This is a genomic window from Vreelandella janggokensis (assembly GCF_031451615.1).
In the GTDB taxonomy this organism is placed as follows: Bacteria; Pseudomonadota; Gammaproteobacteria; order Pseudomonadales; family Halomonadaceae; genus Vreelandella; species Vreelandella janggokensis.
The window spans coordinates 174,065-199,601 of sequence record NZ_JARWAJ010000001.1 but is presented as its reverse complement, the minus strand read 5'-3'; the positions used below and the strand labels follow the sequence as shown (position 1 = coordinate 199,601).

20 protein-coding genes are annotated in these 25,537 nt (G+C 57.2%); 9 read left to right on the top strand and 11 right to left on the bottom strand.

What is annotated here, in order from left to right:
* Positions 1–335: 335 nt before the first annotated feature.
* A complete protein-coding gene (locus QC816_RS00905) occupies positions 336–1,538 on the top strand; it encodes a GGDEF domain-containing protein (RefSeq protein WP_199283924.1) in 1,203 nt (400 codons plus the stop codon).
* Between the two features lie 40 nt (positions 1,539–1,578).
* Here the strand turns inward: QC816_RS00905 and QC816_RS00900 are convergent, their stop codons facing one another.
* The 10 genes from QC816_RS00900 to QC816_RS00855 all read right to left on the bottom strand — a co-directional run bounded on the left by QC816_RS00900 (position 1,579) and on the right by QC816_RS00855 (position 15,741).
* Positions 1,579–4,356: an aminotransferase class I/II-fold pyridoxal phosphate-dependent enzyme gene (locus tag QC816_RS00900; RefSeq protein ID WP_085917168.1), complete on the bottom strand. Its 2,778-nt coding sequence runs from the start codon at positions 4,354–4,356 to the stop codon at positions 1,579–1,581.
* A gap of 61 nt (positions 4,357–4,417) precedes the next feature.
* Positions 4,418–5,401: a C45 family autoproteolytic acyltransferase/hydrolase gene (locus tag QC816_RS00895; protein ID WP_268901956.1), complete on the bottom strand. Its 984-nt coding sequence runs from the start codon at positions 5,399–5,401 to the stop codon at positions 4,418–4,420.
* A gap of 56 nt (positions 5,402–5,457) precedes the next feature.
* A complete protein-coding gene (locus QC816_RS00890; protein WP_233337272.1) occupies positions 5,458–7,080 on the bottom strand; it encodes a biotin carboxylase in 1,623 nt (540 codons plus the stop codon).
* Between the two features lie 32 nt (positions 7,081–7,112).
* Complete coding sequence (locus QC816_RS00885; protein ID WP_264823598.1) at positions 7,113–7,991, bottom strand: carbon-nitrogen hydrolase family protein; 879 nt, start codon at positions 7,989–7,991, stop codon at positions 7,113–7,115.
* Positions 7,992–8,177: 186 nt separating this feature from the next.
* Positions 8,178–8,648 carry an Lrp/AsnC family transcriptional regulator gene (locus QC816_RS00880; RefSeq protein ID WP_085917166.1) on the bottom strand — a complete coding sequence of 157 codons (471 nt, stop codon included), beginning with the start codon at positions 8,646–8,648 and terminating at the stop codon, positions 8,178–8,180.
* An 8-nt stretch (positions 8,649–8,656) separates the two neighbouring features.
* Entirely contained in the window at positions 8,657–9,688 is a 1,032-nt protein-coding gene (doeB, locus tag QC816_RS00875; protein ID WP_085917165.1) for a N(2)-acetyl-L-2,4-diaminobutanoate deacetylase DoeB, read from the bottom strand.
* Positions 9,689–9,700: 12 nt separating this feature from the next.
* Positions 9,701–10,900: an ectoine hydrolase DoeA gene (gene doeA, locus QC816_RS00870; RefSeq protein WP_085917164.1), complete on the bottom strand. Its 1,200-nt coding sequence runs from the start codon at positions 10,898–10,900 to the stop codon at positions 9,701–9,703.
* Between the two features lie 163 nt (positions 10,901–11,063).
* Positions 11,064–12,263 carry a beta-aspartyl-peptidase gene (gene iadA / locus QC816_RS00865; protein WP_309780576.1) on the bottom strand — a complete coding sequence of 400 codons (1,200 nt, stop codon included), beginning with the start codon at positions 12,261–12,263 and terminating at the stop codon, positions 11,064–11,066.
* Positions 12,260–14,896: a cyanophycin synthetase gene (cphA, locus tag QC816_RS00860; RefSeq protein ID WP_268901953.1), complete on the bottom strand. Its 2,637-nt coding sequence runs from the start codon at positions 14,894–14,896 to the stop codon at positions 12,260–12,262. The genes iadA and cphA overlap by 4 nt, the downstream gene beginning before the upstream one ends.
* Complete coding sequence (locus QC816_RS00855; RefSeq protein WP_233337273.1) at positions 14,893–15,741, bottom strand: cyanophycinase; 849 nt, start codon at positions 15,739–15,741, stop codon at positions 14,893–14,895. Before QC816_RS00855 ends, cphA begins: the two co-directional genes overlap by 4 nt.
* A 356-nt stretch (positions 15,742–16,097) precedes the next feature.
* Between QC816_RS00855 and QC816_RS00850 the strand changes: the two genes are divergently transcribed.
* The 7 genes from QC816_RS00850 (at position 16,098) to QC816_RS00820 (ending at position 24,235) form a co-directional block, all read left to right on the top strand.
* Positions 16,098–17,399 (top strand): ATP-grasp domain-containing protein, encoded by a 1,302-nt coding sequence (locus QC816_RS00850; protein ID WP_085917160.1) that lies wholly within the window; start codon positions 16,098–16,100, stop codon positions 17,397–17,399.
* A gap of 41 nt (positions 17,400–17,440) precedes the next feature.
* A complete protein-coding gene (locus tag QC816_RS00845) occupies positions 17,441–19,483 on the top strand; it encodes a CocE/NonD family hydrolase (protein WP_085917159.1) in 2,043 nt (680 codons plus the stop codon).
* A 125-nt stretch (positions 19,484–19,608) separates the two neighbouring features.
* The gene (locus tag QC816_RS00840) at positions 19,609–20,544 is read left to right on the top strand and encodes a 2-hydroxyacid dehydrogenase (protein WP_085917158.1); all 936 of its coding nucleotides are present in this window, start codon (positions 19,609–19,611) and stop codon (positions 20,542–20,544) included.
* A 76-nt stretch (positions 20,545–20,620) separates the two neighbouring features.
* Entirely contained in the window at positions 20,621–21,190 is a 570-nt protein-coding gene (locus tag QC816_RS00835; RefSeq protein ID WP_085917157.1) for a nicotinamidase, read from the top strand.
* On the top strand, positions 21,187–22,536 hold the full coding sequence (locus QC816_RS00830) for a nicotinate phosphoribosyltransferase (protein WP_309780574.1): 1,350 nt from the start codon (positions 21,187–21,189) through the stop codon (positions 22,534–22,536). The genes QC816_RS00835 and QC816_RS00830 overlap by 4 nt, the downstream gene beginning before the upstream one ends.
* A gap of 52 nt (positions 22,537–22,588) precedes the next feature.
* On the top strand, positions 22,589–23,302 hold the full coding sequence (locus tag QC816_RS00825) for a hypothetical protein (RefSeq protein ID WP_309780573.1): 714 nt from the start codon (positions 22,589–22,591) through the stop codon (positions 23,300–23,302).
* Positions 23,303–24,235 (top strand): LysO family transporter, encoded by a 933-nt coding sequence (locus tag QC816_RS00820; protein ID WP_309780572.1) that lies wholly within the window; start codon positions 23,303–23,305, stop codon positions 24,233–24,235.
* 48 nt (positions 24,236–24,283) lie between these two features.
* Here the strand turns inward: QC816_RS00820 and QC816_RS00815 are convergent, their stop codons facing one another.
* Positions 24,284–24,499 (bottom strand): DUF2798 domain-containing protein, encoded by a 216-nt coding sequence (locus QC816_RS00815; RefSeq protein WP_085917154.1) that lies wholly within the window; start codon positions 24,497–24,499, stop codon positions 24,284–24,286.
* A 101-nt stretch (positions 24,500–24,600) separates the two neighbouring features.
* On the opposite strand from QC816_RS00815, the gene QC816_RS00810 reads away from it, so the two are divergent.
* Positions 24,601–25,503 (top strand): LysR family transcriptional regulator, encoded by a 903-nt coding sequence (locus QC816_RS00810; RefSeq protein ID WP_309780571.1) that lies wholly within the window; start codon positions 24,601–24,603, stop codon positions 25,501–25,503.
* Positions 25,504–25,537 lie beyond the last annotated feature (34 nt).

The following is a 25,537-nucleotide window of genomic DNA, read 5'->3' as shown; positions in this document are numbered from 1 at the left end:
CGTGGGCGACAGCCGTTGCACATTAAAAATGACGGCCCTGAGCCGTCGTGTTTCGATGTGTCTAGCCTAAGGGAGATTGCGCACGAAGTGTTTTTGAAAGGACCGACGTATGACGCGAGTTTTTTTGTCAAAACCGCTTTTCCAACGCTTTTTTTTGGCGAGACGTCGCAAAAAGCTGAGCCATCATGATGGACTCATCATGATGGTCGCCGGGAATGTATTTTAGATTTTGATTCAGTTTAAGTTTTTGTGGCATTAGTCGATATAAAATGAATATTATTTAATACTTTCACTTACTCAATGTCTTCACGCTAGTGGCCACCATGGACGGACTCGTGTATCGACTGGATTATTTTCAACAGCTCTCCCAGCGTATCGGCAACGTAACGGTCCGGGAGCAGTACGACCTTGATCGCCACGACGAGCGTTTGCGATCACTTTTTGTGTTAACAACAGTATTGGCGCTTTTCTATTTCTCTTACACTTTTGTGGATATTTTTTTACTCCGTGATGTCACTTTTCGGTCAGTGCTATTGCGTGCATTGGTTGTGGGGCCCATAACCGTCTTTTTATTTTTTTATTACAAGCGTCCTGTTTCTATTCGCCGTAAGGAGCTTGCTGGTGTTCTCGTCGTCTGCATGGGAACTGTCGTATGGTGCGCAGTGCTACTGGGCTCATCGGCTCCCGGCGTACTAGATTACTTCTATGCAGGACTCGTATTCATTTTAGTCATTACGATTGTCATCACGCCACCCTTCGAATATAGCGTGTATGGCTCACTATTTGTGTTTGCTTGCCTTTACACAACGATTTGGTTTTTAGAGGGCGTCGATAGCCATTACATACTCAATCATTTAGCTCTTGGCTTACCCACATTTGTATTGACGCTCATCGCCAATTACCGTTTTTCAGCTGAATCTCTGAGACTGTATATGGCTAAAGTCCACGCAGACCGGCTAGGCGAAACCCTGTCGATGCAGAATGCAGAGCTCGAGAAGATATCCCGTCTTGACCCTCTTACCGGACTGGCTAATCGTCGCGCTTTAGTCCACTACGCCACTATGCTGTTTAAACAACCCACAGCGCATAAACGTTTTGCCGTGGTGATTGTAGATATCGATTACTTCAAACCCTTCAATGACCATTATGGCCACGCCGAGGGAGACAACTGTTTACAAGCTGTTGCCGGCGCCATTCGCTCCGCTTGTAGTCCAGAGGATTTGGTATGCCGCTTTGGTGGCGAAGAATTTCTTGTCCTACATTCAGACAGCCACCTGTCAGCACACGGCGCTTGGTCACTCGCGGAGCATATTCGCAGCAAAGTCGCGAACCTGGAAATTGCCCATCAAAAAAGCCCATTAGGACAGGTAACCATAAGCGCAGGGGGATATACCGCGCCGGTCGATACCCATACCAAGCTCGATGAAATCATCATCGCCGCCGACAGTGCACTCTACGAGGCGAAGCGTGAAGGGCGCAATCAAGTCCGTATAAGCGACCATACTCCCGTTGATGTGCCATACCAACGCCGCCTCTAATTGGCTGGCGGCGCTCCTCCATCAGTGCCTATACCAAGGCTCAGCCGTCTGCCGGGTTCAGCAGTGCCTCCTCGGTAAATACCACCAGTCCTAACTCCGGCCGGTAGCCATGGATCTCGGTCACATCCAGCGCTTGAAGAAAGTCGAGAATTTCCTCGCTGATGACCTGCCCAGGCACCAAGACCGGGAAGCCCGGCGGATAGGGGATCACGAAGCTTGCAGACACCACATCCCGTCCCTCACGCATCTGCGCCTGCAATTTGCCGTTATCGAAACGAAGATATTCGGTGTTTTCTTCCTCGTAACTAAGGAAGTAGGCGCAACGGATATCGCCCTGGGGCGTGTCGGCATTCGGACGAAAGGCATCGTGAAAGCGACTGAAGTCAGGCAACGGGGGCAGATCATGATTCAGGGAATGCACCTGCTGTTCGATGATCTTGCGCTCGGGGCGGCTGCTGTCTTCCAGACGATACTCGAACTCCTTAGCCAGCTTCATTAGCACATCCAACAGGTAGGCAATTGATCCGCGCGTCGTGCCGATATTGGTCATGAACAGCACGGTATTGCGTGATGTCTTGTTAATCTGAATACCGTACTTATTCATCAGGTATTCGTTCTTGAAGGTATCGCCATCGACCCCTGTATTGCCGATCGCGATGGTCACGCGGGAAGGGTCCACCACAAACTCATCGCGTGCCCAGGCTTCCTCCATTTTGTTCCAGCCGGTCACCGGGTCATAATAGGACTCGACACCCGACTCACGATAAGCCTCAGGCACCATGTCGCTATTTTTAAGTACACGGAAATATTTTTGCAGTAACGGGTGAGTATAAAGCTGTTCGCGGAGGGACAGCGCCGTTTCGACCTGGGAGTGCACCAGCTCGAAGCCCTCCATTTCCGCCTGCATACGTCCTACGTCCAGCGATGCCACAATTTGGTAATTGGGAGAGGTTGAGGTATGCGTCATGTAGGCCTCATGGAAAGAGGCCTCCACCTTCTGGCGAAAGTCCTGATCCCAGACGTGAATCATCGAGCCTTGTCGCAAGGAAGTCAGCGTTTTGTGCGTCGAATGGGTCGCATAGGTACGAATGCGTACCTGATCCGGGTCGGGCATCAGTCGCTGGTCAAGCCAGGTCGCATCATCTTCCGGATCGAGCTTGTCGAACTCGGCTTTCCAGGCCGCATATTCTTCACGATAGCTTTCACTGCGGTAACGATATCGCAGGGTGCTTGCCGTGTTCATCGCGGTACGCGGCCGATAAGTGGGGTTGAAGCCAGCGAAAGCGAACCAGGCTTCGTCCCACAGAAATACCAGGTCAGGCTTGATCGCCAGACACTCTTCCATTACGCGGCGTACGTTATACACGATGCCATCGAAGGTGCAGTTGGTCAGCAATAGCATCTTGACCTTGTGCAACTGGCCAGCGCGCTTGTAGGTAAGCAGTGTCTTCTTGATGTCGCGCAGCGGCACTGCGCCGTACATGGAGTAGTCGTCGAGTGGATAGGAATCCAGATAACTGACATGCGCCCCGGCCAGCACCATGCCGTAGTGGTGCGACTTGTGACAGTCACGATCGATGAGCACGATGTCCCTCGGCTTGATGAGGGCTTGTACCACGATCTTGTTGGCCGTTGAGGTGCCATTGGTGACGAAAAAACTGCGACGCGCTCCGAAGGCCCGGGCGGCATACTCTTGCGCCTTTTTAATCGGCCCGAAGGGTTGTAGCAGAGAGTCGAGACCTCCGGATGTCGCCGACGTTTCAGCCAGAAATATATTGATGCCGTAGAAGTCGATCATGTGGCCCGCCCAATGGGAGCGGGTCACCGACTTACCCCTGGAAATGGGCATGGCGTGAAACACCCCTGTGGGCTTTTTGCTGTACTCACGCAAGGCATCAAAGAAGGGGGTACGATAACGGCTATCGATCGCGCGCAGAATGGTGTGGTGCTGCTCGATATAATCCGTTTCACGGTAGAAGATACGGTTGAAATATTGAATGTCCCGGCTCGCCGTGGCCTCCACATCGCCACTGGTGACCAGGAACTGATCAATCTCGGGACGCAGTTCATGAATCATCGAGCTGAGCAAGATACTGCGCTCGGCTTCCGTTTGATGCTCCAGTTCCTTTTCCGACAGGCCTTCCAGGTAATTACGCAGGGCACTGAGGTTGTACTTTGACTTGTAGGGAAACTCGTAGCGGATCAGGCAGGCCTGAATATTGGGATTGACCAGGATGGCAATCAATGCATCCTCGAAGCTCTTTACCGTCACCACGTCATAGACAAAACGATCCTCGGGACGACGCATATTGTGAAACGCTTCGCGCACCACCTCCTCTTCCTGGTTGGAGAGGTTGTCGACGATCAACAGCTCGAAATAAGGTTGTGCCGAACTGTTGGAAGCAGGGTGTCCGCGGCGCAGCTGATTGAGCGCATCGAGTGCTTCCATGTCTTCTGAACCGGCATCCGTCTCGGAGAGATCGACATGGCGACGGCGGTAGGATTCGCTGATCAAGGCTCTTACCAGTCGCTTTACGACTTTGTCCAGCAGCGCGTACTCCCCCCGGTTGAAGAGTGTCCACAGGTGGCGAAAATCTTCCTTGGACGGAAACGCATGATAATCCTCAATGATTTCCAGGCGAGTCAGTTTAACGTCAATGGCCTTGACCAGATTCTTGGCGCGGCCCTCATCCTCAAGCCTTGTCAAAATACCCAGGTCACGTTTCAGTGCATTCCAGGTGTCGGCACGCAATTGGGAGATTTTGTGATAAAAACCCAAGGCGGTGTAGGACGTTTCGGTAGGATTATTCTCTGACATGACGACACCCATCCTTTGTCGGTATTTATCTAGCAACGCATTGGCGTCGGCAACGATTCAATCAGCCGTACAGCCCTCGTAAGCCGTAACGCACGATTATTTGTTCTTCGCAAAATTTATCGAAACTCAAATCCAGCACCCTGCCGGGCCAACGAAACTCAACAAGCCCTTCCTTGGGGTAATACACAGAGGTATACACGGTTCCAAGGCCACGCTGGTAGTCGTGGCGAAATAGAGGAGGAGCGGAAAAAGCCGAGATCAGACGCTCATTAGTGGTCTCGCCATCGTCCACCAGGATCGAAAGCTGACGCTCGCGAATCAGCGTTTCCGAGGCCAGCGCGTGGGCATACCATTCAATTTTCTTTTGATGATTGGTGGCCACCGCGACTCGCCGGATATTGGCGCGGCGGTCTGGCGCAATCATCGCCGTGACATAGCGCCCACTGGCGTCTGTCACGGTAATGTTGTAAGCCATGTGCGTGGGCACCCGCTCGAGTACGGCCGCCGCTTCGGGCACCGTATCGCAGAATTCAAGGATATAGCGCAGAATGATCGGCGCGCCGAAGCCATCCCCCACCACCTTGCGCCCACCGAAGGCCAGGGAAACGGCAAGCCCCGAATCATTCATCCCATCCAGCACGCCCCACAGACAGTCCGACATGGCGATCACACGGCGCTGATTCCAACGGGTGTAGAGAATCGTGCCCTCGCACAGTTCCGGTGGATAATCATAGTTGCGTGCCAGCACGGTAGAAGACGGCCTTGCCAACACCGCCTGGGAACAACCGGTGATATAGGGCGGCGGCCGATACAGACTGAGCAGCCGCGACGCCAGGTCGCCCCCACCGGTCAGTGCGCACAAGGTGCGATAGGTTTCCAGCAACTCCGGCATGTAGTGACGTAGGGCGTTGTAGCACTCCAGATAGGAGGGCCTTTCACGCTCACCTTCGGACAGGTACCAGGGTTCATAAGCAGGCCAGTGGTAATCAAACAGCGATTGCCACTTGAGTCCCGCCTGCTCTTCATGAACGGTGCGAAACGTCAACGCCTTGTCCAGCTCAACGCCTGGCGAACGGCCCGCTGACAACTTTCCGTCAATACTCACAGAATTTTGAAGTTGCCACCGCCAATCGCATGGCTGACGGCAACTCCCTCCACCACAGGATCTTGCAGCGCTTGACCAGCATATTCACCGCGAATGCCTTTGATCCAGGCCTTCGCCCGCTCATTAAGATTGAAATCGTCGTCCATCAAACGGCCACGGGTGATCAGAATGCCAAGGTCAGCGCCTTCGTAGCGGAAATCACCGGCTCCGCTAATGCGCATAAAGAAGGCTTCCTGCTCGTTTTCAGCGGCGTGGGGATGGTAGCTATAGTGGTCATAGTTGATGCTGCCATCGTCACTGATACGCCATACCCCCGTCTTTGGGGCCCGAGTCAACAGGTCAACGCTCTCGTCGGTATGCTTGATCACCAGCTGACTCCAGCTATCGACGCTCTCGGGGTGCGCCCAGCGCTCATTGATATCATCGATATCAAGATCGAAGTCGAGGTCTGAAAACTCCAGCAAGTGGAAAAGGAACAGCGGGATATCGGAGTGAGCGAACGCCGCCACGTTAGTCAGTGAACTGGCGCCGGTGACGCGCGGATTGAGCTCGCCAAGGTAGACGTCGTCGGTATCCATATCGATCAGGAAGTCGAGCTCGAAATAGCCGCGATACCCCTCCTCGCGAAGCGCCTCACCGAACTGGAACGTATAGTCGCGCGCCTTGTCACGTACTTCCTGGGTAAAGGCACCAGAGAACATCTCGTTGCCGCACCAGCCGCCCTTGTAGGGTGTCAATGTCTTGAACCCGACAAGCTCTGTCATCAAGGGGCCAACGACGGTTCCACAACGCGTGGCGCAGGCTTCTATCGCCGAGCCACGACAATTGATCCGCTTCATGATCTTGACTTCGGGCTCGGCCTCAATCTCTTCGGCGTGCTTGTAATAGTCTTCTTCATTGGCAATGAAAAAGGTGGTATGCCCCGAGTCGCCAAAGGCGGTCTGCACCACCAGGTCGCTGCCGAGCTCTTTACTGACCTCACATAGCTCCTGATAGCTGCCGACTTTCGCCAGTACATTGGGCACGCTTGGCACGCCCGCTTTATTGCCGATGCGCACCGTCTCGATCTTGTTATCCATGCGCTGGCGTAACGTCGCCGGGGGAAAAGCAATCTTGAGCCCCAGTTGCTTGCAGATCTCTTCGGTATGCTCATCAAACATCAGGAAAGACGCAATACCGGCGTTATCACCGCTGGATCGCGACTGAATAAAATCGATCACTTCCTTGTGTTCAAGCAGGTAGTTGTTGATATCTTCGATGCCTTCAAAATCGCGCGGGAATTTTTCTTTAGGCACAAAAACGTTTCGCTGCTGCCCCTCAAAACAGTCTATATAGTTGATATGGCGAAAATTGCTCACCCAGTCGCCAATCCCCAACAGATTGAAGTTGGTCGCTGATATGAAGTAAATCGGTTCCTGATTATTGCGAAAGTGACGACGAACATCGGCAATGGAGGTGATCTTGCTCATGGTTGATGCTCCCTGGGTGGCGGAAGGAGTGCGCGTGTTATCAAGCGTTGTCTGTGACGGAGCGCTTGACGGCTCAATAGCATCGCTAGCGGCCTTATTGTTCTGCGCGGGGCGCAATAGCCGACGCATCAGATCCAACAGAAATTTCATCGATGGTCTCCCTTTGCCGGCCATTGCCGGGATTAATGTTCCGGCGGCGTCTCAAGGTCAGCGCGAGCAGGCTTTACCAATGGCCCTAAGGTATCCAGAAATGGTGAAGAGCCGCCTTCGCTTGCATAGATAGAGAAGTTCACCTTCCGGTCACGGAAACTCTTGAGCGGCTGGCCAAGACCATGCAGGCCTCTCTCGCGTTCGCGTCTCACCCGGTTCAGGTCAATCTCGATGGGCATTACTTGTTCGCCACTCCCTGCCTGATGGATGACATCACCAGAAGGTCCAACCACAATTGAGCGGCCGTTGCCCAAGGCGCCAGCACCGTTGATATCGAAGAAGTAACACTGGTTGAGCGCCGCGCTGGTGCGGGCAATGGAAAGCTCCAGGTCCCGATCAATGGTATCGGTCATGGTGGGATGCAGAATGACCTCAGCGCCCATGGCGGCAAGGGTTCGAGTCGTTTCCGGAAACCACATGTCGTAGCAAATCGAGATGCCAAAGCGCCCGACGTTTGGCACGTCAAAGACAACAAATTCGCTGCCGCTTTCCACACCGGCTTCAAAGGGACGGAACGGGAACATTTTGCGGTAACGCGCTACCACCTGACCCATGGGATTAATGACCACGGAGGTGTTGTAAATATGGTCGCCGACCTGCTCAAACATGGAACCAGGTATCAACCAGATGCGATGCTGTAACGCCAGTTGACAAAACATCGCCTCGGTATCACTGGGCAATGGCTGGGCATGATGGGGTGAAGCCCCCATCGGCATTAACTCACTGAACAGCACCATCTGAACCTGAGGAAAGCGGGTCATGAGTGCGTCAACTCGATGACGCATGGCTTCGGTATTATCGCCATGGTGCAGGGCATGCATTTGGACACCAGCAATGGTGAAGTAAGACATCGTGTTCTCTCTGCGTTAGGCGAACGGGTTGTTTGAGCTTAGCCTTACGGTATAGCTCGGTGATTCAGGTGCGTGTATTCCATTAGGTGAGTGAATAAAGGTCATTTATCTCATAGTAAGCCAACGAAGCGCTGAATTGGCGTTGACCAAGTGCCTAGCAATATCAATATTTCAACTTTTGAAGCACTAAACGTTAATATCGATGCCGATAGGCTCCTGCTTGACGGTCTTGGTCACAATATAAGTAAAGTAGCGCTCGATACCTGCATCCGAGACCAGCCACTTGTCCATCAGGCGCTGATAGCTATCGATGGTGCGCGCCTCGAACTTGACGAGGTAATCCACGCCGCCTCCTACCGCGACGCACTCGGTGACTTCCGGGGTTTGCATCACCAGGGCTTCAAAGCGGGTAAAGCTGTCGGCATTGTGCTGCTTGAGCTCGATTTGTACCCAGACAGGGTTGCGCGGCACCAGCACGTCGGTATCAATGCGTGCACTGTAACCTTGAATGATACCGGCATTTTCCAGGCGCTTTACCCGCTCCCAGCATGGACTAACCGAGAGGTTGATCGCTTCGGCCAGCTTCGACTTGGTGATCCGCCCATCGCGGGAGAGGATATCGAGAATTTTCAGATCGTAACGGTCAAGTTTCATCACGGTGAATGTTACGCCTCCAGGCGCTCAACAACATCGGCGATCACCGCCAGGGTGTCCCCCATATTGATCAGCGAGGGCGCTCGACGGGCCATCAGAATACCGTCGCGCTCAGCCCTGTAAGCAACCGGCTCGGTGCCGCTGCGGGTCATGTCGTACACGTAGGCAAGTGTCTGGCCTTTTGTCACTTCGTCACCCAGCGAGACCAACAGCTCCAGCACGCCAGAGTGCTGGCTCTGCACGTAACAACTGGCATCGGGCATATCGAGATACACCTGCCCGCCCGAGGGCATTTCCACCTCGCCGTCTACCAGACCGTAGTGAATCAGGAAGTTGCGCACGCCGCGTTGCGTAATGGCGATGCTCTCCGGGGTGGAGGTGCCGCCGCCCCCAAGCTCTGTGGCGACAAAAACCTTGCCCTGGCGCTCACAGGCGGTGTCGAAAAGTTTCTCGGCATCCAGCTCGAACATCACCATGGCGTAGGGAGCACCGAAAGCTTTCGCGCCTTCAAGGGCTGCCTGCTGCTGGGCTTTGTTGTCTAGTACATGAGAGGCGCCAAACGGCAGGATATCCAGCGTGCGGCCGCCGGAGTGCAGGTCGAGTACCACATCGCTCATCGGCACCAGCACGCGGGTGAAGTAATCGGCAATTTGAGAGGTGACACCGCCATTAGGGTCACCCGGGAAGCTGCGATTAAGATTGCCTTTATCCATTGGCGAGGTGCGCTTGCCGGCCATGACAGCCGGGGTATTCATGCATGGCACGATAATCACCCGCCCGGTGACGTCTTCCGCTTTCAGCGTTGAAGACAGCTTCAACAGCGAGGTAATGCCTTCGTACTCGTCGCCGTGGTTACCACCGGTCAGCAGCGCCGTGGGACCGTCACCGTTTTTGACTACGGTGACCGGAATCATCACCGCGCCCCAGGCGGATTCATCGGTGGAGATGGGCAGCTTTAAAAAACCGTGCTGCACGCCGTCGGCGTCAAAATCCACGGTGGCCGAAATCGGACTGGGCCGCTGTTGGCTGGAGGGTATCGTCATGGTGTCTTCCTTTTACTTAACAAACAGCTGGCGCGGAAAATTGGCCAGGGTTTCGCAGCCGTCTTCGGTGATCAAAATGCTTTCGGTAATTTCCAGTCCCCAGTCGTCATCCCACAGGCCGGGCATAAAGTGAAACGTCATGCCGGGTTCCAGGATAGTGTCATCCGAGGGACGCAAACTCATGGTGCGCTCGCCCCAGTCGGGCGGGTAAGAAAGGCCAATGGAGTAACCGCAGCGAGCGCCGCCGCGGTCAAAACCGTATTTATCCATGGCCGCCCCCAGCGCCATGGCAATATCCGCCGTACGATTACCCGGCTTGGCCACTGCCAGGCCGTTCTCAATGCCTTCCAGCAGCGCCGACTCCGCACGGATAAAGTCCATCGGCGGCTTGCCCAGAAAGACCGTGCGCGACATCGGGGCGTGGTAGCGCTTGAACACGCCGGCGATCTCGAAAAACGTGCCTTCGCCTTCACGAAACGGCGTATCATCCCAGGTCAGATGGGGCGCCGCTGCGTCTTTACCCGTCGGCAGCATCGGAACAATGGCAGGATAATCGCCGCCGAACACCTTGCCGTTTTCGTCTTTCCAGCCTTCGATACCCACGCGGTAAATTTCCGAGACCAGCTTGCTTTTGGGCACCCCGGGCTCCATCACCTCCAGAATACGCGAATGCATGCCTTCCACAATCTTGGCGGCAATACGCATATAGGCAATTTCCTGAGGTGACTTGATCTTCCGACACCAGTTGACCAGGGCGTTGGCATCCATGAAGCGCGCGTGGGGCAATGAACGCAAAAGGCTCAGGTAAGCTTGAGCGGAGAAATAGTAGTTGTCCATTTCCATGCCGACTACGCCCAGGTGCCAGCCCCGGTCGGGCATGATCGACTGGGCCAGGTATTCCATGGGGTGCATGTCCGGATTCTGGACGTAGTAATCCGGGTAATAGGTGATGTTCTCTGGATCAATCCAGCAGGTACGCAGTGCGCCATTGGCATCCATGCGGCGACCAAACCACACCGGCTCGCCCTCAAGACCCACCAGAACGCACTGATGCACATAAAACGACCAACCGTCGTAACCGGTCAGCCACGCCATGTTAGAGGGGTCACTGACGATCAATACGTCAATGCCTCTACCGGCCATTTCAGCACGCACCTTCCACAGGCGGTTAGCATACTCTTCACGAGTGAAGGGCAGGGAAACCTGAGTCATCGGGCAACTCGCCATTAAAGATCACTAAGAACCAGCGCCGCTGGGCCACAGGATCGACCTGGCCATCGCCACAGTAGGCCCGCCAATGTCGTCTTGAGCCGATACTAGCACTCACCCTTGGTTGCCGGTCAAAGCCTTTATTACAAAATGTGCATACGGCATGCTAATCAGTGCTGAAACACTCTCCGGCACTCTTTTTCACACGGTCCACGTCATAAATACATTTTCCCGCCACGAACGTCAGTTGCGGTTGAAGTTCGCTGCCGAGAAGCACCACATCGGCATCGAAGCCGATGGCTATTCGTCCCTTGATGTCATGTAACCCAAGCACTCGAGCCACACTGGTTGAAATCAGGCCCAACGCCGCCTCGATAGGCAGTACACCGTCACGAACGAGGCGTTGCCAGTCCGCAATCAATGTCGTGTTGCGGGCCACTTTCATGCCCAGGTAAGCGCCTTGGGTATCGAATTCAGGCAAGCTGCCGTTGCAATCGGAGCTCATGGTAATGCGCTCGGGGGGAACACCGCACTCGAGTAGCCGCGACACCGCGTCAAAGGCTGAAAGACCGTCGCCGGGTTCTTCAAAGGCGGTGACGTCGACACAGGCACCGAAGGCGAACGCGTACGCAGCGGCTTCCTCAAGCAAAGCGGGATGGCGATTGACATGGGTGGGGATGATTTGATCGGCGGGAATTTCGGTTTCGGTTAGCAACCTGCGCAGCGGTTCCAGGCCCCGCTTACCGTCCCCAAGGTGGAAATGGCAGATACCCCGCTTGCCCGCCAGCATGGCGCCCACACGGGTATCACTGACGATACGTTCGATTTCATCCTGGCGCGGCTGGCTCGAGCGATGGTCCGAGATGGCAATTTCGCCTAGGCCTATCACCTCAGGTATCCAGGCCAGATCACGCTGGAGGTCGCCAGTCAGCGTGGGCGGCGGGACGCGATACGCGCCGGTGTACATGTAGGCCGATATGCCGTCGGCCCTGAGTCCACGCACCTTGGCCAGCAGGTCAGCCGGAGAGCGGCTGATGCTGTCGGTGCCCAGCACCCCCACCACCGTGCCAATCCCCATCGAGGCGATTTCGTGGGCGGTGATTTCCGGACAGCGGGTGCCACAGCCGCCTTCGCCACCGCCGCCGGTGACGTGGACGTGCTGATCGATAAAGGCGGGCACGGCGATAAGATGACGTGCCTCCACCACCTGGATGGGCCAGCCCACCGGGATTTCGATATCACGGCCCAGCGCGGCAATCCGGCCGTCGGCAATCAGGATATCGGTCGCTTCTAGAGGGTCCGGTGCGAAGATACTGCCCACCCGCAGCAGGGTCAGCAGTTGGTCCTGGGCGTTGGCGGGCATCATGTCGGCTCACCGTCGGGTGTCGTGGCTGCAGCTGGCTGGAAGCGACGCCCCCGGATACGCTCAATGGCGCCCTCGACATCGTCGATCAGCAATACCAGCAGATCGCCCTCGCCGGCCTCATTAAAGGCCCGGTCGACAGCTTCCTGCTCTTCCATGATGACCTCGACACGGCAGTCCCCCGGGATTGATTCGGCCCCTTCGCGCAGCAGGCGAGCAGCATCACCGGGGGTTCTGCCGCGGGCATCGGTTTCATAGATAAAGACGACATCGTGCATCCTGGCCAGCAGAGTGCCCAGCGTGAACAGGTCTTCGTCGCGGCGGTTGCCGGGGGCGCTTGCCACGCTGATGCGTCGGCGGGCCGGAATGCAGCCGACCAGTTCGCTCAGCGCCTCTAGCGCCGGGACGTTATGGCCATAGTCGATCAGCACCTTCATGCCGTCGGCGTCGATCAGGTTGGTACGCCCGGGGTTCTGACCCGGCGTGGGATGGAAGGTCTGCAGGCCCCTCTGGATATCGGCGATCGACAGGCCCAGCGCATAGGCGGCGGCACTGGCTGCCAGGGCATTGGCCACATTGAAGCGCGCATGGCCTTCAAAGGTGATCGGCACGTCCACTACCGGAATCACCTCGGCTTCAACGTGACCCTGGCGCATCACGATACGCTCGTTGTGAACGGTAAAAGCGATGCCCTGTTCGCGGACATGCTGACGGACGGGGCGGGAATGGGGGTCCAGCGTGAAGAAGATGATATCGCCTCGGGCCCACTCCTGACCTTCCAGCACCCGTAGATCGTCGGCATTAAGCACCGCCGTCCCCCCCTGACGGACGGCGTCGATGACCACCGTTTTGCAGCGCGCCAGTTCATCGAGGGTATGAATGTCGTGCTCACCCAGGTGGTCGCTGGCGATATTGAGCAGCACGCCCACATCACACTCGTCGAAACCCAGACCACGGCGCATGATGCCGCCGCGTGCGACTTCCAGCACAGCGCACTCGACCGTGGGCTCACGCAGGACGATCGCCGCTGCCTGGGGGCCACTGTAGTCACCGCGCATGATCACATGGTTATCGATCTCGATGGTCCCGGTACAGGCCATGCCGACGCTGCGTCCCGCCTGGCGCAGCAGGTGCGAGAGCAACCGCACCGTGGTGGTCTTGCCATTGGTGCCGGTGACCGCCGCAATAGGGATGCGTCCAGTGGCCTCACTGTCAGGGAACAGCATATCGATGACCGGACGACCCACGTCGCGGCCCTCCCCGTGGGTGGGTGAAAGGTGCATACGAAAGCCGGGGCCGGCATTGACCTCGACCACGGCGGCAGATTGCTCTTCCAACGGCAGTGTCAGGGTCTCGGCCAGCAGGTCGATACCGATGATATCCAGCCCCACCAGCCGAGCGATGCGCTCTGCCACGTAACGCACCTCCGGGTGGACATCGTCGGTGACGTCCGTGGCCGTGCCCCCGGTGCTGAGGTTCGCGGTGGGCTTGAGATAAACGATATCACCGGCCGGGATGACGCTCTGCAGGGTCAGGTTCTGCTGGCCGATCAGTCTTAGCGACTGGTCATCCAGCTGAATCTGGGTGAGCAGGTTCTCGTGGCCGATACCGCGACGTGGATCGCGATTTTCCTTATCGACCAACCCTTGGAGGGTGGTGACCCCATCACCCACCACATGCGCCGGGCGACGCCTCGCAGCAGCCACAAGCTTGCCATCGATGACCAACAGACGATGATCCTCGCCTCGGATGTACTGCTCGACGATTACCGATGGGTGACGCAGGGAGGCAATATCGAAGGCATCACTCAGTGCCTGGTCATCCTCGATGTTGGTACTCACCCCGCGGCCATGGTTGCCGACAACCGGCTTCACCGCGACGGGATAACCGATGCCACGGGCAATATCGAGCGCCTCGTTGAAGGCGCCACACACCTGCCCCTTGGGCACCGGAATCCCGGCATCACCGAGTAGCTGCTTGGTCCACTCCTTGTCGTCGGCAATGCCATAGCCAACAAGCCCCGTACGGCCGGTCACCGTGGCCTGAATACGCTGCTGCCGATGACCATGACCAAACTGGATATAGCTGTTTTCCTCGCTCAGCCGGACATGGGGGATGCCACGCTGGGTGGCGGCATTGACGATAGCCGCCGTGGAGGGACCAAGCATGTGGGCATCGCGCACCTGTCTGAGGCGCTCCAGGATGTCGGGCAAATCGATTTCTGCGTCGCGAAACAATCGCTCGACGAGATCGACGGACTCGACACCCGCGGCCAGACCGCAGGCCTCGTCACGGTAACGGTAGACCACGTTGTAGATGCCGGTTTCGTAGGAATCAACCGTCTTGCCGTAGCCCACCGAAAAACCAATCAGGTTCTGCAGCTCGATGGCGACATGCTCGACAACATGACCCGCCCAGGTACCGCGCTCCAATCGCGCCAGAAAGCCGCCGGGGCGGCCTATCGAGCAGCGATGCTCCTGCAGGGTTGGTAACAGCGTTGTCAGACGCTCGACGATGCCGGGAACCAGGTCGCTCGGCCGCTCTTCGAGCTCACCGATGTCCAGGCGCATGAAGATGGCCGGATAACGACTGTAATAGTTCGGTCCGCGCAGAGCTCGATGCTCGATAATATTCATCGACTCTCCGCGAGGGCAGCACTGAGTTCATGGGGAACGAGATAACGTCGGGCTTCAACGTCAAATCCATGGCCGCTGACCAGTGCATGCAGGATCATGTGTTCAACAGCCACCGGCTTGCCCATATCAAGATCGGCGATGTTCGAGCTCGCCAGGTCGAGGCTATCGATGAGGATGACATGCCCCGGCCCGATGGCTTCGAGAATACCGTGGGGATGCATGATGACCCCGGCATCTTCGCCCAGCCCCACCCCCAGGTGCTCAGGATTGCTGGCGCCGACTTCCATCAGGCGGGTAAATCGGCCGCGCTCGAGGAAGTGGCTGTCGATGATCAAACCGTCGACGAAGCCGAGGCCAGAGGTCATATTGACGGCCCCCTTGCGCAGAGCATCGGCGGCAGCACCATTGTAGATCATGGTGCTCGGCATGGCCGCCGCGCCAGCGCTCGTGCCAGCCACTACCGCGCCGTCCTGCAGGCGCTTGCGTACGGCTCTCAGAACCGGCGAGCCCCCCAGAACATTGGTCAAGCGCAGCTGGTCACCACCGGTAAAAAAGATGATGCCGCTCTTCTCTATCCTGCGCACCGTGTCAGCATCGGCGGCTTCCCGACGGTCACGGATTCCCAGCAAATGGACCTGGCTCGCGCCCAGGCGTGAGAAGGCTGCCTCGTATTCGGGCAGGACCTGTTTGGGTATGCCGCTGGCCGTGGCAATAACCGCGACCTCCCGGTTACCTTCAGGGGTCAGGGCGAAGACGTTCTTGAGGATTTCGAGATCGGAGGTTCTATCTTCGGCACCGCCGATGGCAACGAGGTGGCCGGCTGCCGAAAAAAGGGGATGGGCCATATTCCTTTCGTCGCCCAGCGACGCTTTGGAGGAACGCTGAATCATTACCGATAGCGGCAATGTCGTATCGCGTAAGTTTTAACCTGATCTTAACTTATACCAGCTGGAAACTGCGCTAGCCAGATTAATCATGCCCCTTGGTGGGGTGAAATCTCCTTGGGTAATACTGAATGGCTGCGCCATCACGTATTGGCCAAGCGCCGCCACCATAAATCGCTATACTGCAAAAGGCGCCTACTCCTTACCTGGCCCTAAGGTCAGACCGATACCCCCGACCCCGCCTGCTGCCCATTGCCGTTGGGTGGAGAGGACGGTGGTCAGCATAGTGATAGCGAAGTTTGCGCCTGGAGGCGATCATGAGCGTTCGGAATATCTTTGTTGTCGGAATGGATGACTATAATCGTCAACGCCTTGAGCATATACGCGGAGCTGAGCAATACCGCTTCCATGGCGTGATCGAACCGGAGGAAGTCAACGATACGGAAATCTTTCCTATCGAAGACATGCTGGCCCGAGCCGAAACTCAGTTGAAAGCATTTGGCGAGCCTATCGATGCCATCGTGGGCTACATGGATTTTCCCGTGTCGACCATGCTGCCACTGCTCTGCAAGCGCATCGGCACGCCCTCCACCAGCCTTGAAAGTTTGCTCAAATGTGAGCACAAGTACTGGAGTCGGCTCGTCCAGCGTGAGGTAATGGCCGACTACATTCCCCGATTTACGGCCTTTGACCCTTTCGACGCTAATGCCCTTCAGCGTATCGGCGAAGCCGGGCTGTACATGCCCTTCTTCGTCAAACCGATCAAGTCTTCGGGTTCACGACTGGGCTTTCGCATCGAGAGTCCGGAAGACTTCGCTTATGCCGTGGAGCGGCTATGTGAAGGCATAGGGACAATTTCAGAACCGTTTAATTACGTGCTGGAACACGCCAACCTGCCAGACGACGTTCGCTCGGTCGACGGCGGCCACTGCATGGCAGAAGAGATCATCGGCGGCTGGCAGTGCACGGTCGAGGGCTACGTTTTCCAGGGCGATGTTGTCCCGTACGGCATTGTCGATTCGATTCGCTATCCGCAGGTACTGAGCTTTTTCTACTATCGCTATCCATCCCGCCTTCCCGATGCCATTCAAGCCAAGATGCAGGACCTGACGCGTCAGATCATGGCTCATATCGGCTATGACAATGCGGCCTTCAACATCGAATACTTCTGGGATGAAGTGCAAGACCGCATCTGGCTGCTGGAGATCAATACCCGTGTGGCGCAATCGCACTGCGACCTGTTCGAGAAGGTCGACGGGGTCAGCCACCAGCAAATAACGGTGGACCTGGCGCTGGGGCAGTTGCCCGACATGCCGCACCGCCAAGGGGCTTTTAACGTCGCCGCAAAGTTCTTTTATCGCGTATTCTTCACCGACGCCATCGTCACCCAGGTCCCCAGTGCTGAACAGATCGAGGCGCTGCAGAAAGCTTTCCCCGGCACCGTGATCACGCTCCAGGTGGAGACCGGAACGCGCTTATCCTCCCTGCCCGAGCAGGACAGCTACAGTTACGCCCTGGCTTACGTATGGATGGGGGCCGACGACGATCTCGCGCTGGAAGACAACTACGCACGGCTTGCCGAGCAGCTCCACTTCACCTTTGACGACATCACCAGCTGACGGAATTGCGTCGCGCTACACAAACGATAAGGAACATGCCCATGCAGATCGTCAGCGATTTCCCCCGCGAGGTACAGGAGGAAGAAGACTGGATCACGTTGGCCGACGGCTGTCGGCTGGCCATCCGTATCTGGCGCCCGGTGGATGCCGAAAGCGACCCGGTACCGGCCATTCTGGAATACCTGCCTTATCGCAAGCGAGATCTGACGGCGATGCGCGATGCCCAGACACACGCCTATTGGGCTGGCCACGGTTACGCCGGGGTGCGCGTCGACATGCGCGGCAGCGGCGAGTCGGACGGCGTGCTGACCGACGAATACCTGCAACAGGAACTCGACGATGGCGTCGAAATTCTACAGTGGCTGGGTAAGCAACCCTGGTGTACCGGCGACGTTGGTATGATCGGCATCTCCTGGGGCGGGTTCAATGGCCTGCAGATCGCGGCGCTCCAGCCACCCGAGCTGAAGGCCGTCATTACGCTATGCTCCACCGACGACCGCTACGCCGATGATGTCCACCACATGGGCGGCTGCCTGCTGGGCGACAACCTGTCGTGGGCCTCGACCATGTTCGATGGCAATACCTGCCCTCCCGACCCGCAATTGGTCGGTGAGCGCTGGCGCGAGATGTGGATGGAGCGCCTTGAGCACAGCGGGCTCTGGCTGGCGACATGGCTCCAGCATCAGCGCCGTGACGACTATTGGAAGCATGGCTCGGTATGCGAAGATTTTTCGCGCATTCGCTGCCCGGTTTATGCCGTTAGCGGCTGGGCCGATGGCTACTGCAACGCCGTCTTCCGCCTGCTCGAGGGGCTCGACGTGCCGCGCAAAGGCCTGGTGGGGCCCTGGTCGCACAAGTACCCTCATCTGGGCGTTCCCGGCCCGGCCATCGGTTTTTTACAGGAAACGCTGCGCTGGTGGGACCATTGGTTGAAAGGCAAAGAAACGGGCATCATGGACGAGCCCATGCTTCGCGTCTGGATGCAGGATTCGGTGCCGCCGTCGGCCCGCTACGAGGAACGTCCAGGGCGCTGGGTCGCCGAGCCGAGCTGGCCCTCGCCGCGAATCGACCCCAAACATTTCCGTCTCACCAGTGGCCATGACCTGCTGCCCGTTGCACAGGATCCCACCGTATTTGCCGCGGACAACGCTGTTCCTCTCAGCGTACGTTCGCCGCTGTCCGTAGGCCTGTATGCAGGCAAGTGGTGTTCCTATAACGCGCCGCCGGACCTGCCTCACGACCAACGCGACGAGGACGGCGGTGCGCTGATATTCCAGACCCCTCGACTCGATCACGACATCGAGATTTGCGGACAACCCGTGGTCGAGCTCGACATCGAAGCCGATCAGCCGGTGGCCATGGTCGCGGTTAGGCTCATCGATATTGCCGACGACGACAAGGCCACCCGAATTTCCTACGGCCTGCTCAACCTGACCCACCGTGACAGCGACGAATTTCCACAGCCCCTGGAGCCCGGCAAGCGTTATCGCGTACGCGTCAAGCTTAAGCATATCGCCCAAAAATTTCCCGTCGGCCACGCCATACGGCTATCGCTCTCGACCAGTTACTGGCCGTTGGCGTGGCCGTCGCCGGCTCCTGTCAAGCTGACCATGCACCCTGCCGGCTGCCAATTGATCCTGCCGAGCCGTGAGCCCCAACCTCAGGAAGAAGCGGCACTGCCCCCGTTCGGGGAACCGGAAGGCGCCCCGCCACTGGCCGTGAGCCTGTTACAGCCCAGCCAGGAATCATGGCGGGTAATACGCGACCTGGCCCAGGATCAGACCATGCTGGAGGTCATCAATGACGAGGGCACCTTCCGTCTCGATGATATCGATCTCGAACTCTCGTCGCGGGTGGTTGAGCGCTACACCTATTCATACGGCAACTACGACAGCCTGAGCGGCTGGACCGAATGGGAGCGTCGTTTTCGCCGCGGTGACTGGGAAGTCCGAAGTTTGACCCGCACCTTGATGACGTCCAACGCCACGCATTTTCGCCTACGGGCGACCATGGATGCCTTCGAGGGCGATAGCCGGGTCTTTTCCAAGAGTTGGGACGAGGAGATCCCGCGGGACCTGGTGTGAGACGCCTTGGCGGTCGGATGGCGTTGCAAGGGCAACGGGCACATAAGCGCTAACCCCTGCTTGCAGCGCTCTACGATGCTCCCCATGATAGACGCAACGAACAAGCGTCTGAGGGAGACAAGGCAATGAAGATCATCGTGCATATTGACGAGGCCGCAGCGTGGCAAAACGCGCTGGCCGATGCGTTTCCTGATGCCCAGGTCGTTACCAGCGATGCGCCGGCAGACCAGCGTCAAAACGCCGATTATCTGGCCGTCTGGAAAGCGCCTGCGCATCTGATCGAAGAGCAGACCCACCTTAAAGGCATTATCAACCTTGGCGCGGGCGTCGACTACCTGCTCAAAACCCCGGGCCTGCCGACGGATGTGCCCATCGTCAAGCTGCGCGATGCGGGCATGGGCGAGCTGATGGCCGACTACGTGCTTTATGGTGTGCTGCATTTTTACCGCAGCATGGACCGCTATGCCGCTCAGCAGCAGGACGCCACCTGGCAGCCGCAAGACGTCGTAGCGAAGTCTCAATGGCCAGTGGGCGTACTCGGTCTGGGGGCGATTGGCCGCTATGTAGCCGGTGCGCTACACCAGGCGGGCTTTCCGGTACTCGGCTGGAGCCGTTCACCCAAGCAGATCACCGGTGTGCACTGCTACCATGGCGATGAAGGGCTTGCCGCGCTCCTGGGTCAAGTGCAAACGGTGGTCACCATACTGCCCGATACCGCAGCCACCCGGCATATTCTTGATGCCCAGCAGCTTGCCAAGCTGCCCAAAGGGGCCAGCGTGATCAACCCCGGCCGGGGCAGCTTGATTGACGAGCAGGCACTGCTGGAAGCGCTGGGCCACAACAGCCAACCTGGCCATATCCGCGGTGCCCTGCTGGATGTCTTCGAGGCAGAGCCACTATCCGACGATCATCCACTGTGGCAACATCCCAGGGTCATCATCACGCCCCACATGGCGGCTCCCACCCCTCTCAATGACGCCATCGACCAGGTGATTGCCTACATAAAAGCGTTGGAAGCGGGTGAATCCGTGACGACCATCGATCCAGAGGCAGGTTACTGAACGCTGAAACACTCGGCTTGCTATCCTGTCCATATGACTAGCCGGTAACCCGTTGGAAACGAAGGAGAAACGTACAATGCCGTCTTCCCTCCATGATTATCAACGCCACGACGCACTACTGGTCGTCGATATGCAAAACGACTTCTGCGAAGGTGGTGCGCTGGCGATTAACGGCGGCAGCGCTCTGGTGCCGGGCATCAACGCCGAGATTGCCGCTGCCCAAGACGCTGGCGCCACTATCGTGGCTTCCCGCGACTGGCACCCAGTGGACCACGTAAGCTTTAACCACCGGGGTGGCCCCTGGCCGATTCACTGCGTTCAGGACACGCCGGGAGCGGCTTTCCACCCCGACCTCACGCTGCCCGACGAGGTCATTCGCGTCAGCAAGGCAACTGCGTTCAACGCCGATGCCTACTCGGCATTCGATGGCACGGGGCTTGGCGAGTACTTGCGCGAAAACGGTATCCAGCGCGTCGTGGTCTGCGGCCTGGCGCTGGATGTCTGTGTTCATGCCACGGTGCTTGCCGCCTGCCGTGAGGGCTTTACGACCCTGCTGCTGGAAACGCTATCCGCCGCAGCCGACCCTGGCGCCGTCGAGCGCTGCCGCCATGAAATGCAGGATGCCGGGGCCGAGGTACGCGCATGAATGAACCGTTAACGCTGAGCGTTGCAGACGAGGAGTTGGCGCTATTAACCGACCTCTACCAACTGACCATGATCCAGGCGTACTGGAAAGAGGCGATGCATGACACGCCCGCTACTTTCAGCCTGTTTTTTCGCCAGCTGCCGCCCTCACGCCGCTTTATCCTCGCCTGCGGCCAGCAACACGCCGCGGCCACGCTCAGCCAATTGCATTTTAACGCTGCGGCCATTGAAAAACTCGCTTCAACCGAACGCTTCGACGATGACTTTCTAAGCTGGCTCGCGAACTGGCGCTTTTCAGGCGATATCTGGACCGTGCCTGAAGGAACGCCCCTTTTTCCCCATCAGCCATTGCTTGAGGTGGATGCGCCGATCGCCGAAGCGCAGCTGCTCGAAAGTCTTGTCATGAACCTGGTGCAATTGGAATCCGTGCTCGCTTCCAAAGCCGCCCGCATTGTGTGGGCAGCAGGCAACCGCCCGGTCGTCGATTTTGGCATGCGCCGTATGCACGGTATCGATGCTGCCGTCCGTGGGGTCAGGGCCTATAAGGCCGCCGGACTGAGTGGCACCAGCAATGTGCTTGGTGGGCTGCGTCATGACCTGGCGCTGAATGGCACCATGGCGCATAGCTACATTCTTGCCCATGACGATGAGCCGTCGGCATTTCGAGCCTTCGCTCGTCACTACCCCAACACCACCTTGCTGGTCGACACCTACGATACCCTGCAAGGCGTCAGGCATGTGATTGACATGCTCCGCGACATACCCGATTTATCGGTGAGCGCCATTCGCCTCGACTCCGGTGACTTTGGCCAGCTTGCCAGCGAAGCCCGTGCATTGCTGGACGATGCCGGCTTCAGCCGGATCAAAATCATTGCCAGCAGCGGCCTGGATGAACATGGCATCGCCGAGCTTGTCGCCCAGAACGCCCCCATCGATGCCTTTGGCGTCGGCACCCAGATGGGCGTTTCGGCGGACGCCCCGGTCATCGACCTCTCTTACAAACTGGTTGAATACGACGCACAGCCAAGGGCTAAACACTCCCCCGGCAAGATAAACCTGCCGTCACGCAAGCAGGTTTACCGTCGGCAGGATACTGCCGGACGCTATACCGGCGACACCATTGCCCAACGCGATGAAACCGATATCGCCGGAGAACCCCTACTGAGGCCGGTGGTCAAAAATGGGGTTGTCGACCCCGACGTCATGTCGCCAGCCCAACAGGCAACCTCTCGCGTAGCGGATACGTTACCTCGTTTCCCTGCCTCGGTAACGGCATTGGAGCAAGGTGAAAGCGATTATCCGGTGGAGCTGAGTGACGCCCTGAAACATCTATCGTCCACGGTGTGATAGCGCTAGGCTACCCCGTTGGCTGGACTACCGCTTGTCAGGGAGACTCTCTATGCGATGCGCTCTATATCAACATATTCAATACCCACGCTGCCTTCTCGCGGTCACGCTGTGTCTTACCGGACTGATGACGGCCGGAGCCCAGGCGTCGCCAAGTACGGCATTCTCAACACCGCAGCCTTTTGAGGCACAATACCGTCTCAAGGTTGACGGCTGGCCAAGCGCGACCATCACCCACCACTTGAGCCAGGAAGAAAGCCACTGGCGCAGCGATATGCGCTTCTCGATTGCCGTTATCAGTGGCGAAGAGCGCAGCCGCTTCAGCGTCGCTGACGACGCCACGCGCGCATTGCTTTATAACAGCCGCTATTCGCTGTTTGGCATCGGTAACGACTACCAGCTCAAGGAAGAACAGCTCACGACGCTTGATCGGCAAACGGCCCTGTTCGACCTTTCCCGCCGCGCGGGTAAGGAAAACTGCATTGAAGCGGCCCCCTGCGATTTACGCTTTCTTGATCACGAGGGTGAAGAGGAACACTACCGGTACTATATGGATAGCCAATCCCCGATTAGCGTTCCTGCCGGTGAGTTCGACGCGCTGAATGTTGTCATGCTCAATGCGGAAAAAAGCGATAGTGAACTTCATCTAAGCTTTCATCCGGACTGGCCGGGGCTGGTGCTTTCAGCGGAATACTTCAAAGACGGCGAGCGTGAAACGCAGATTGCCCTGACTGAATTCAGCCCAAGCGGAGGCGTCACGCCGTAAATGCTTTCCGGATTACTGATTGTTTTACTACCGCTCCTACTGGGTTACCTGGTACGTGTTCACTCGTCGCGTTGGCAGCTCCGTATCAACCATGCCGTTAACAGCGCCGTTTACATCATTCTGCTGCTGATGGGCATTAGCCTGGCAGGGCTTGAAAACCTGTCCAACCAGCTTGCCAAGCTGGGCGGTAACGCCCTGCTGCTGTTCAGCATCACCACGCTGTTTAATCTGGCCGCGCTGTGGTGGCTGTCGCGCAGGGTGGCGCTGAAGACCGGCCAGTCGCCGGTGGTCAAGGATGCGCCGACCAGCAAGCTGGCGGCGATGCAGGGCTCGTTATTGTTGGTTGCCGTAGTGGCGGCTGGGGTGATAACCGGCCTGTTGGCTGGGCCGCCATTAGGTGAAGGGCTATTTTCCACGGCCGATTTGTTGGCCGAATGGGTTCTCTATGGCCTTCTTGCGCTGATCGGCTGCCAACTGCGTAACTCAGGCATGCCGCTAAAGCAGATACTGCTCAACCGATTGGGACTGGCCATTGCCGTCACCCTGGCGCTGAGTTCCCTACTGGCAGGCGTACTGGCCGCCCCGCTACTGGCGCTGAGTTGGAACGAAGGCCTCGCCATGGCCGCAGGCTTTGGCTGGTACTCGCTGTCGGCGATCCTGATTGGTGACCAATTGGGGCCACTGATGGGTGGCGTGGCGTTTTTCAACGACCTCACACGTGAGCTGCTGGCGTTCATCCTGATCCCGTTGGTGATCCACCGCCACACCGCCCTGGCCATCGGCTACGGCGGCGCCACCTCAATGGACTTCACCCTGCCCGTCATTCAACAACACGGCGGCGTGGCCTGCGTTCCCATCGCCGTGGTCAGCGGGTTCATTCTCTCGCTGCTGTCACCACCGCTGATTCTGTTCTTTCTGTCGCTGTCGGGTTAACGATGGAGGGTATTCGACGGTCAGGATCAACGGCTCTCACCTCGAGTGTCAGATCTTCTCGGCAATACGGTGGGCTAACTTATGGATAAAGGGGCCGCTAATAAAGGCGATGATCCCAGCAGCTGGCCAAGCAAGGAGCCATGCATGCATCCAAATAACCACAAAATCGGGATGAGCACCGATATTTACGTAAGTCACCCACGCCGACATAATCAGTGACAGGGTGAAAGACATCAGTAGCGCGAAAATAATTCTGTGTTTCATGGGGTGTCCTTATGAGCTTTATTTACCTGGGACAAGGCTATCAAACACCTATTACGGTAATATATGCCAATATATAAGAAACCATTTTACAGAATTGCAAAATGCGCAAACCGTCTCTGGATGATCTAAACATCTTTATCGTGGCTGCCAATCAGCACAGCCTTACCGCAGCGGCGACAACGCTTAAGATGACGATTGCTACCGTGTCGCGACGCATAAGTGCACTGGAGGCCACGCTAGGCGTAGAGCTACTCTATCGCTCAACCAAGGGATTAACGTTAACGCCTCAGGGCGAGTCGTATTACCGCGAGTGCGAGGAACTGGTGCTCGCGCTTGATCAGCGTATTTTGGATCTGGATCAGGCGCTACATAGCCTAAGCGGTCCGTTGAAGATTATGGCGCCCGTCAATTTGGGCAGCGGGCCGCTAGATGCGTTTTGGCGACATTTTATCTATCACCACCCTGACATTGCGCTGACGATCGAACTCGATAACAACATAGTTGATATTCGCGATCACCAGGCCGATATTGCGCTTCGCTCTGGGCCACAAAAGGATTCGACGCTAATCCAGAAATACCTGGGCTACATAGAGCCGATTTTGGTGGCTTCACCGACGATGAAGCACTCTCTTCCTCATACGGTTGAAGAATTGCAGGCATGCCCCAGCGTGGCAGCAAAAATGTTTAGCGAGTGGCAGTTGTTCCACCAAGCAGGTAGCCAGCACGCTTGCCATAAGAGCCATTTTCATATCAGTAACGACATGAATATTGTGCTCAACCTCGCTAAATCGGGCGCAGGCGTCGCCTTAATGCCCGCCAGTATGGTGGCGAATAGCTTACAAAAGGGAGAGTTAATACGGGTACTCCCTGAATGGCGGGGGCGCCACAGAGAGATCTTCTTGGTCTGGCCCTACCGGCGTAGCCTTTCAGCGCGGGCCCAGTTGTTTCGCACCGAGTTAATCGAATTCCTCAGCCACCAATCCTGGTTCCACTCTGCTGATTAGACCGTCTGTTCGGAGCAGCCACACAGCGCAAGCT

What these genes read in the sequence shown, in the direction of transcription:
- QC816_RS00900 (WP_085917168.1), bottom strand. Translation starts at nt 4,356, where the DNA reads ATGTCAGAGAATAATCCTACCGAAACGTCCTACACCGCCTTGGGTTTT.
- QC816_RS00890 (WP_233337272.1), bottom strand. Translation starts at nt 7,080, where the DNA reads ATGAAATTTCTGTTGGATCTGATGCGTCGGCTATTGCGCCCCGCGCAG.
- QC816_RS00885 (WP_264823598.1), bottom strand. Translation starts at nt 7,991, where the DNA reads ATGTCTTACTTCACCATTGCTGGTGTCCAAATGCATGCCCTGCACCAT.
- doeB (WP_085917165.1), bottom strand. Translation starts at nt 9,688, where the DNA reads ATGACGATACCCTCCAGCCAACAGCGGCCCAGTCCGATTTCGGCCACC.
- doeA (WP_085917164.1), bottom strand. Translation starts at nt 10,900, where the DNA reads ATGACTCAGGTTTCCCTGCCCTTCACTCGTGAAGAGTATGCTAACCGC.
- iadA (WP_309780576.1), bottom strand. Translation starts at nt 12,263, where the DNA reads ATGATGCCCGCCAACGCCCAGGACCAACTGCTGACCCTGCTGCGGGTG.
- cphA (WP_268901953.1), bottom strand. Translation starts at nt 14,896, where the DNA reads ATGAATATTATCGAGCATCGAGCTCTGCGCGGACCGAACTATTACAGT.
- QC816_RS00855 (WP_233337273.1), bottom strand. Translation starts at nt 15,741, where the DNA reads ATGGCCCATCCCCTTTTTTCGGCAGCCGGCCACCTCGTTGCCATCGGC.
- QC816_RS00850 (WP_085917160.1), top strand. Translation starts at nt 16,098, where the DNA reads ATGAGCGTTCGGAATATCTTTGTTGTCGGAATGGATGACTATAATCGT.
- QC816_RS00845 (WP_085917159.1), top strand. Translation starts at nt 17,441, where the DNA reads ATGCAGATCGTCAGCGATTTCCCCCGCGAGGTACAGGAGGAAGAAGAC.
- QC816_RS00840 (WP_085917158.1), top strand. Translation starts at nt 19,609, where the DNA reads ATGAAGATCATCGTGCATATTGACGAGGCCGCAGCGTGGCAAAACGCG.
- QC816_RS00835 (WP_085917157.1), top strand. Translation starts at nt 20,621, where the DNA reads ATGCCGTCTTCCCTCCATGATTATCAACGCCACGACGCACTACTGGTC.
- QC816_RS00830 (WP_309780574.1), top strand. Translation starts at nt 21,187, where the DNA reads ATGAATGAACCGTTAACGCTGAGCGTTGCAGACGAGGAGTTGGCGCTA.
- QC816_RS00825 (WP_309780573.1), top strand. Translation starts at nt 22,589, where the DNA reads ATGCGATGCGCTCTATATCAACATATTCAATACCCACGCTGCCTTCTC.
- QC816_RS00820 (WP_309780572.1), top strand. Translation starts at nt 23,303, where the DNA reads ATGCTTTCCGGATTACTGATTGTTTTACTACCGCTCCTACTGGGTTAC.
- QC816_RS00815 (WP_085917154.1), bottom strand. Translation starts at nt 24,499, where the DNA reads ATGAAACACAGAATTATTTTCGCGCTACTGATGTCTTTCACCCTGTCA.
- QC816_RS00810 (WP_309780571.1), top strand. Translation starts at nt 24,601, where the DNA reads ATGCGCAAACCGTCTCTGGATGATCTAAACATCTTTATCGTGGCTGCC.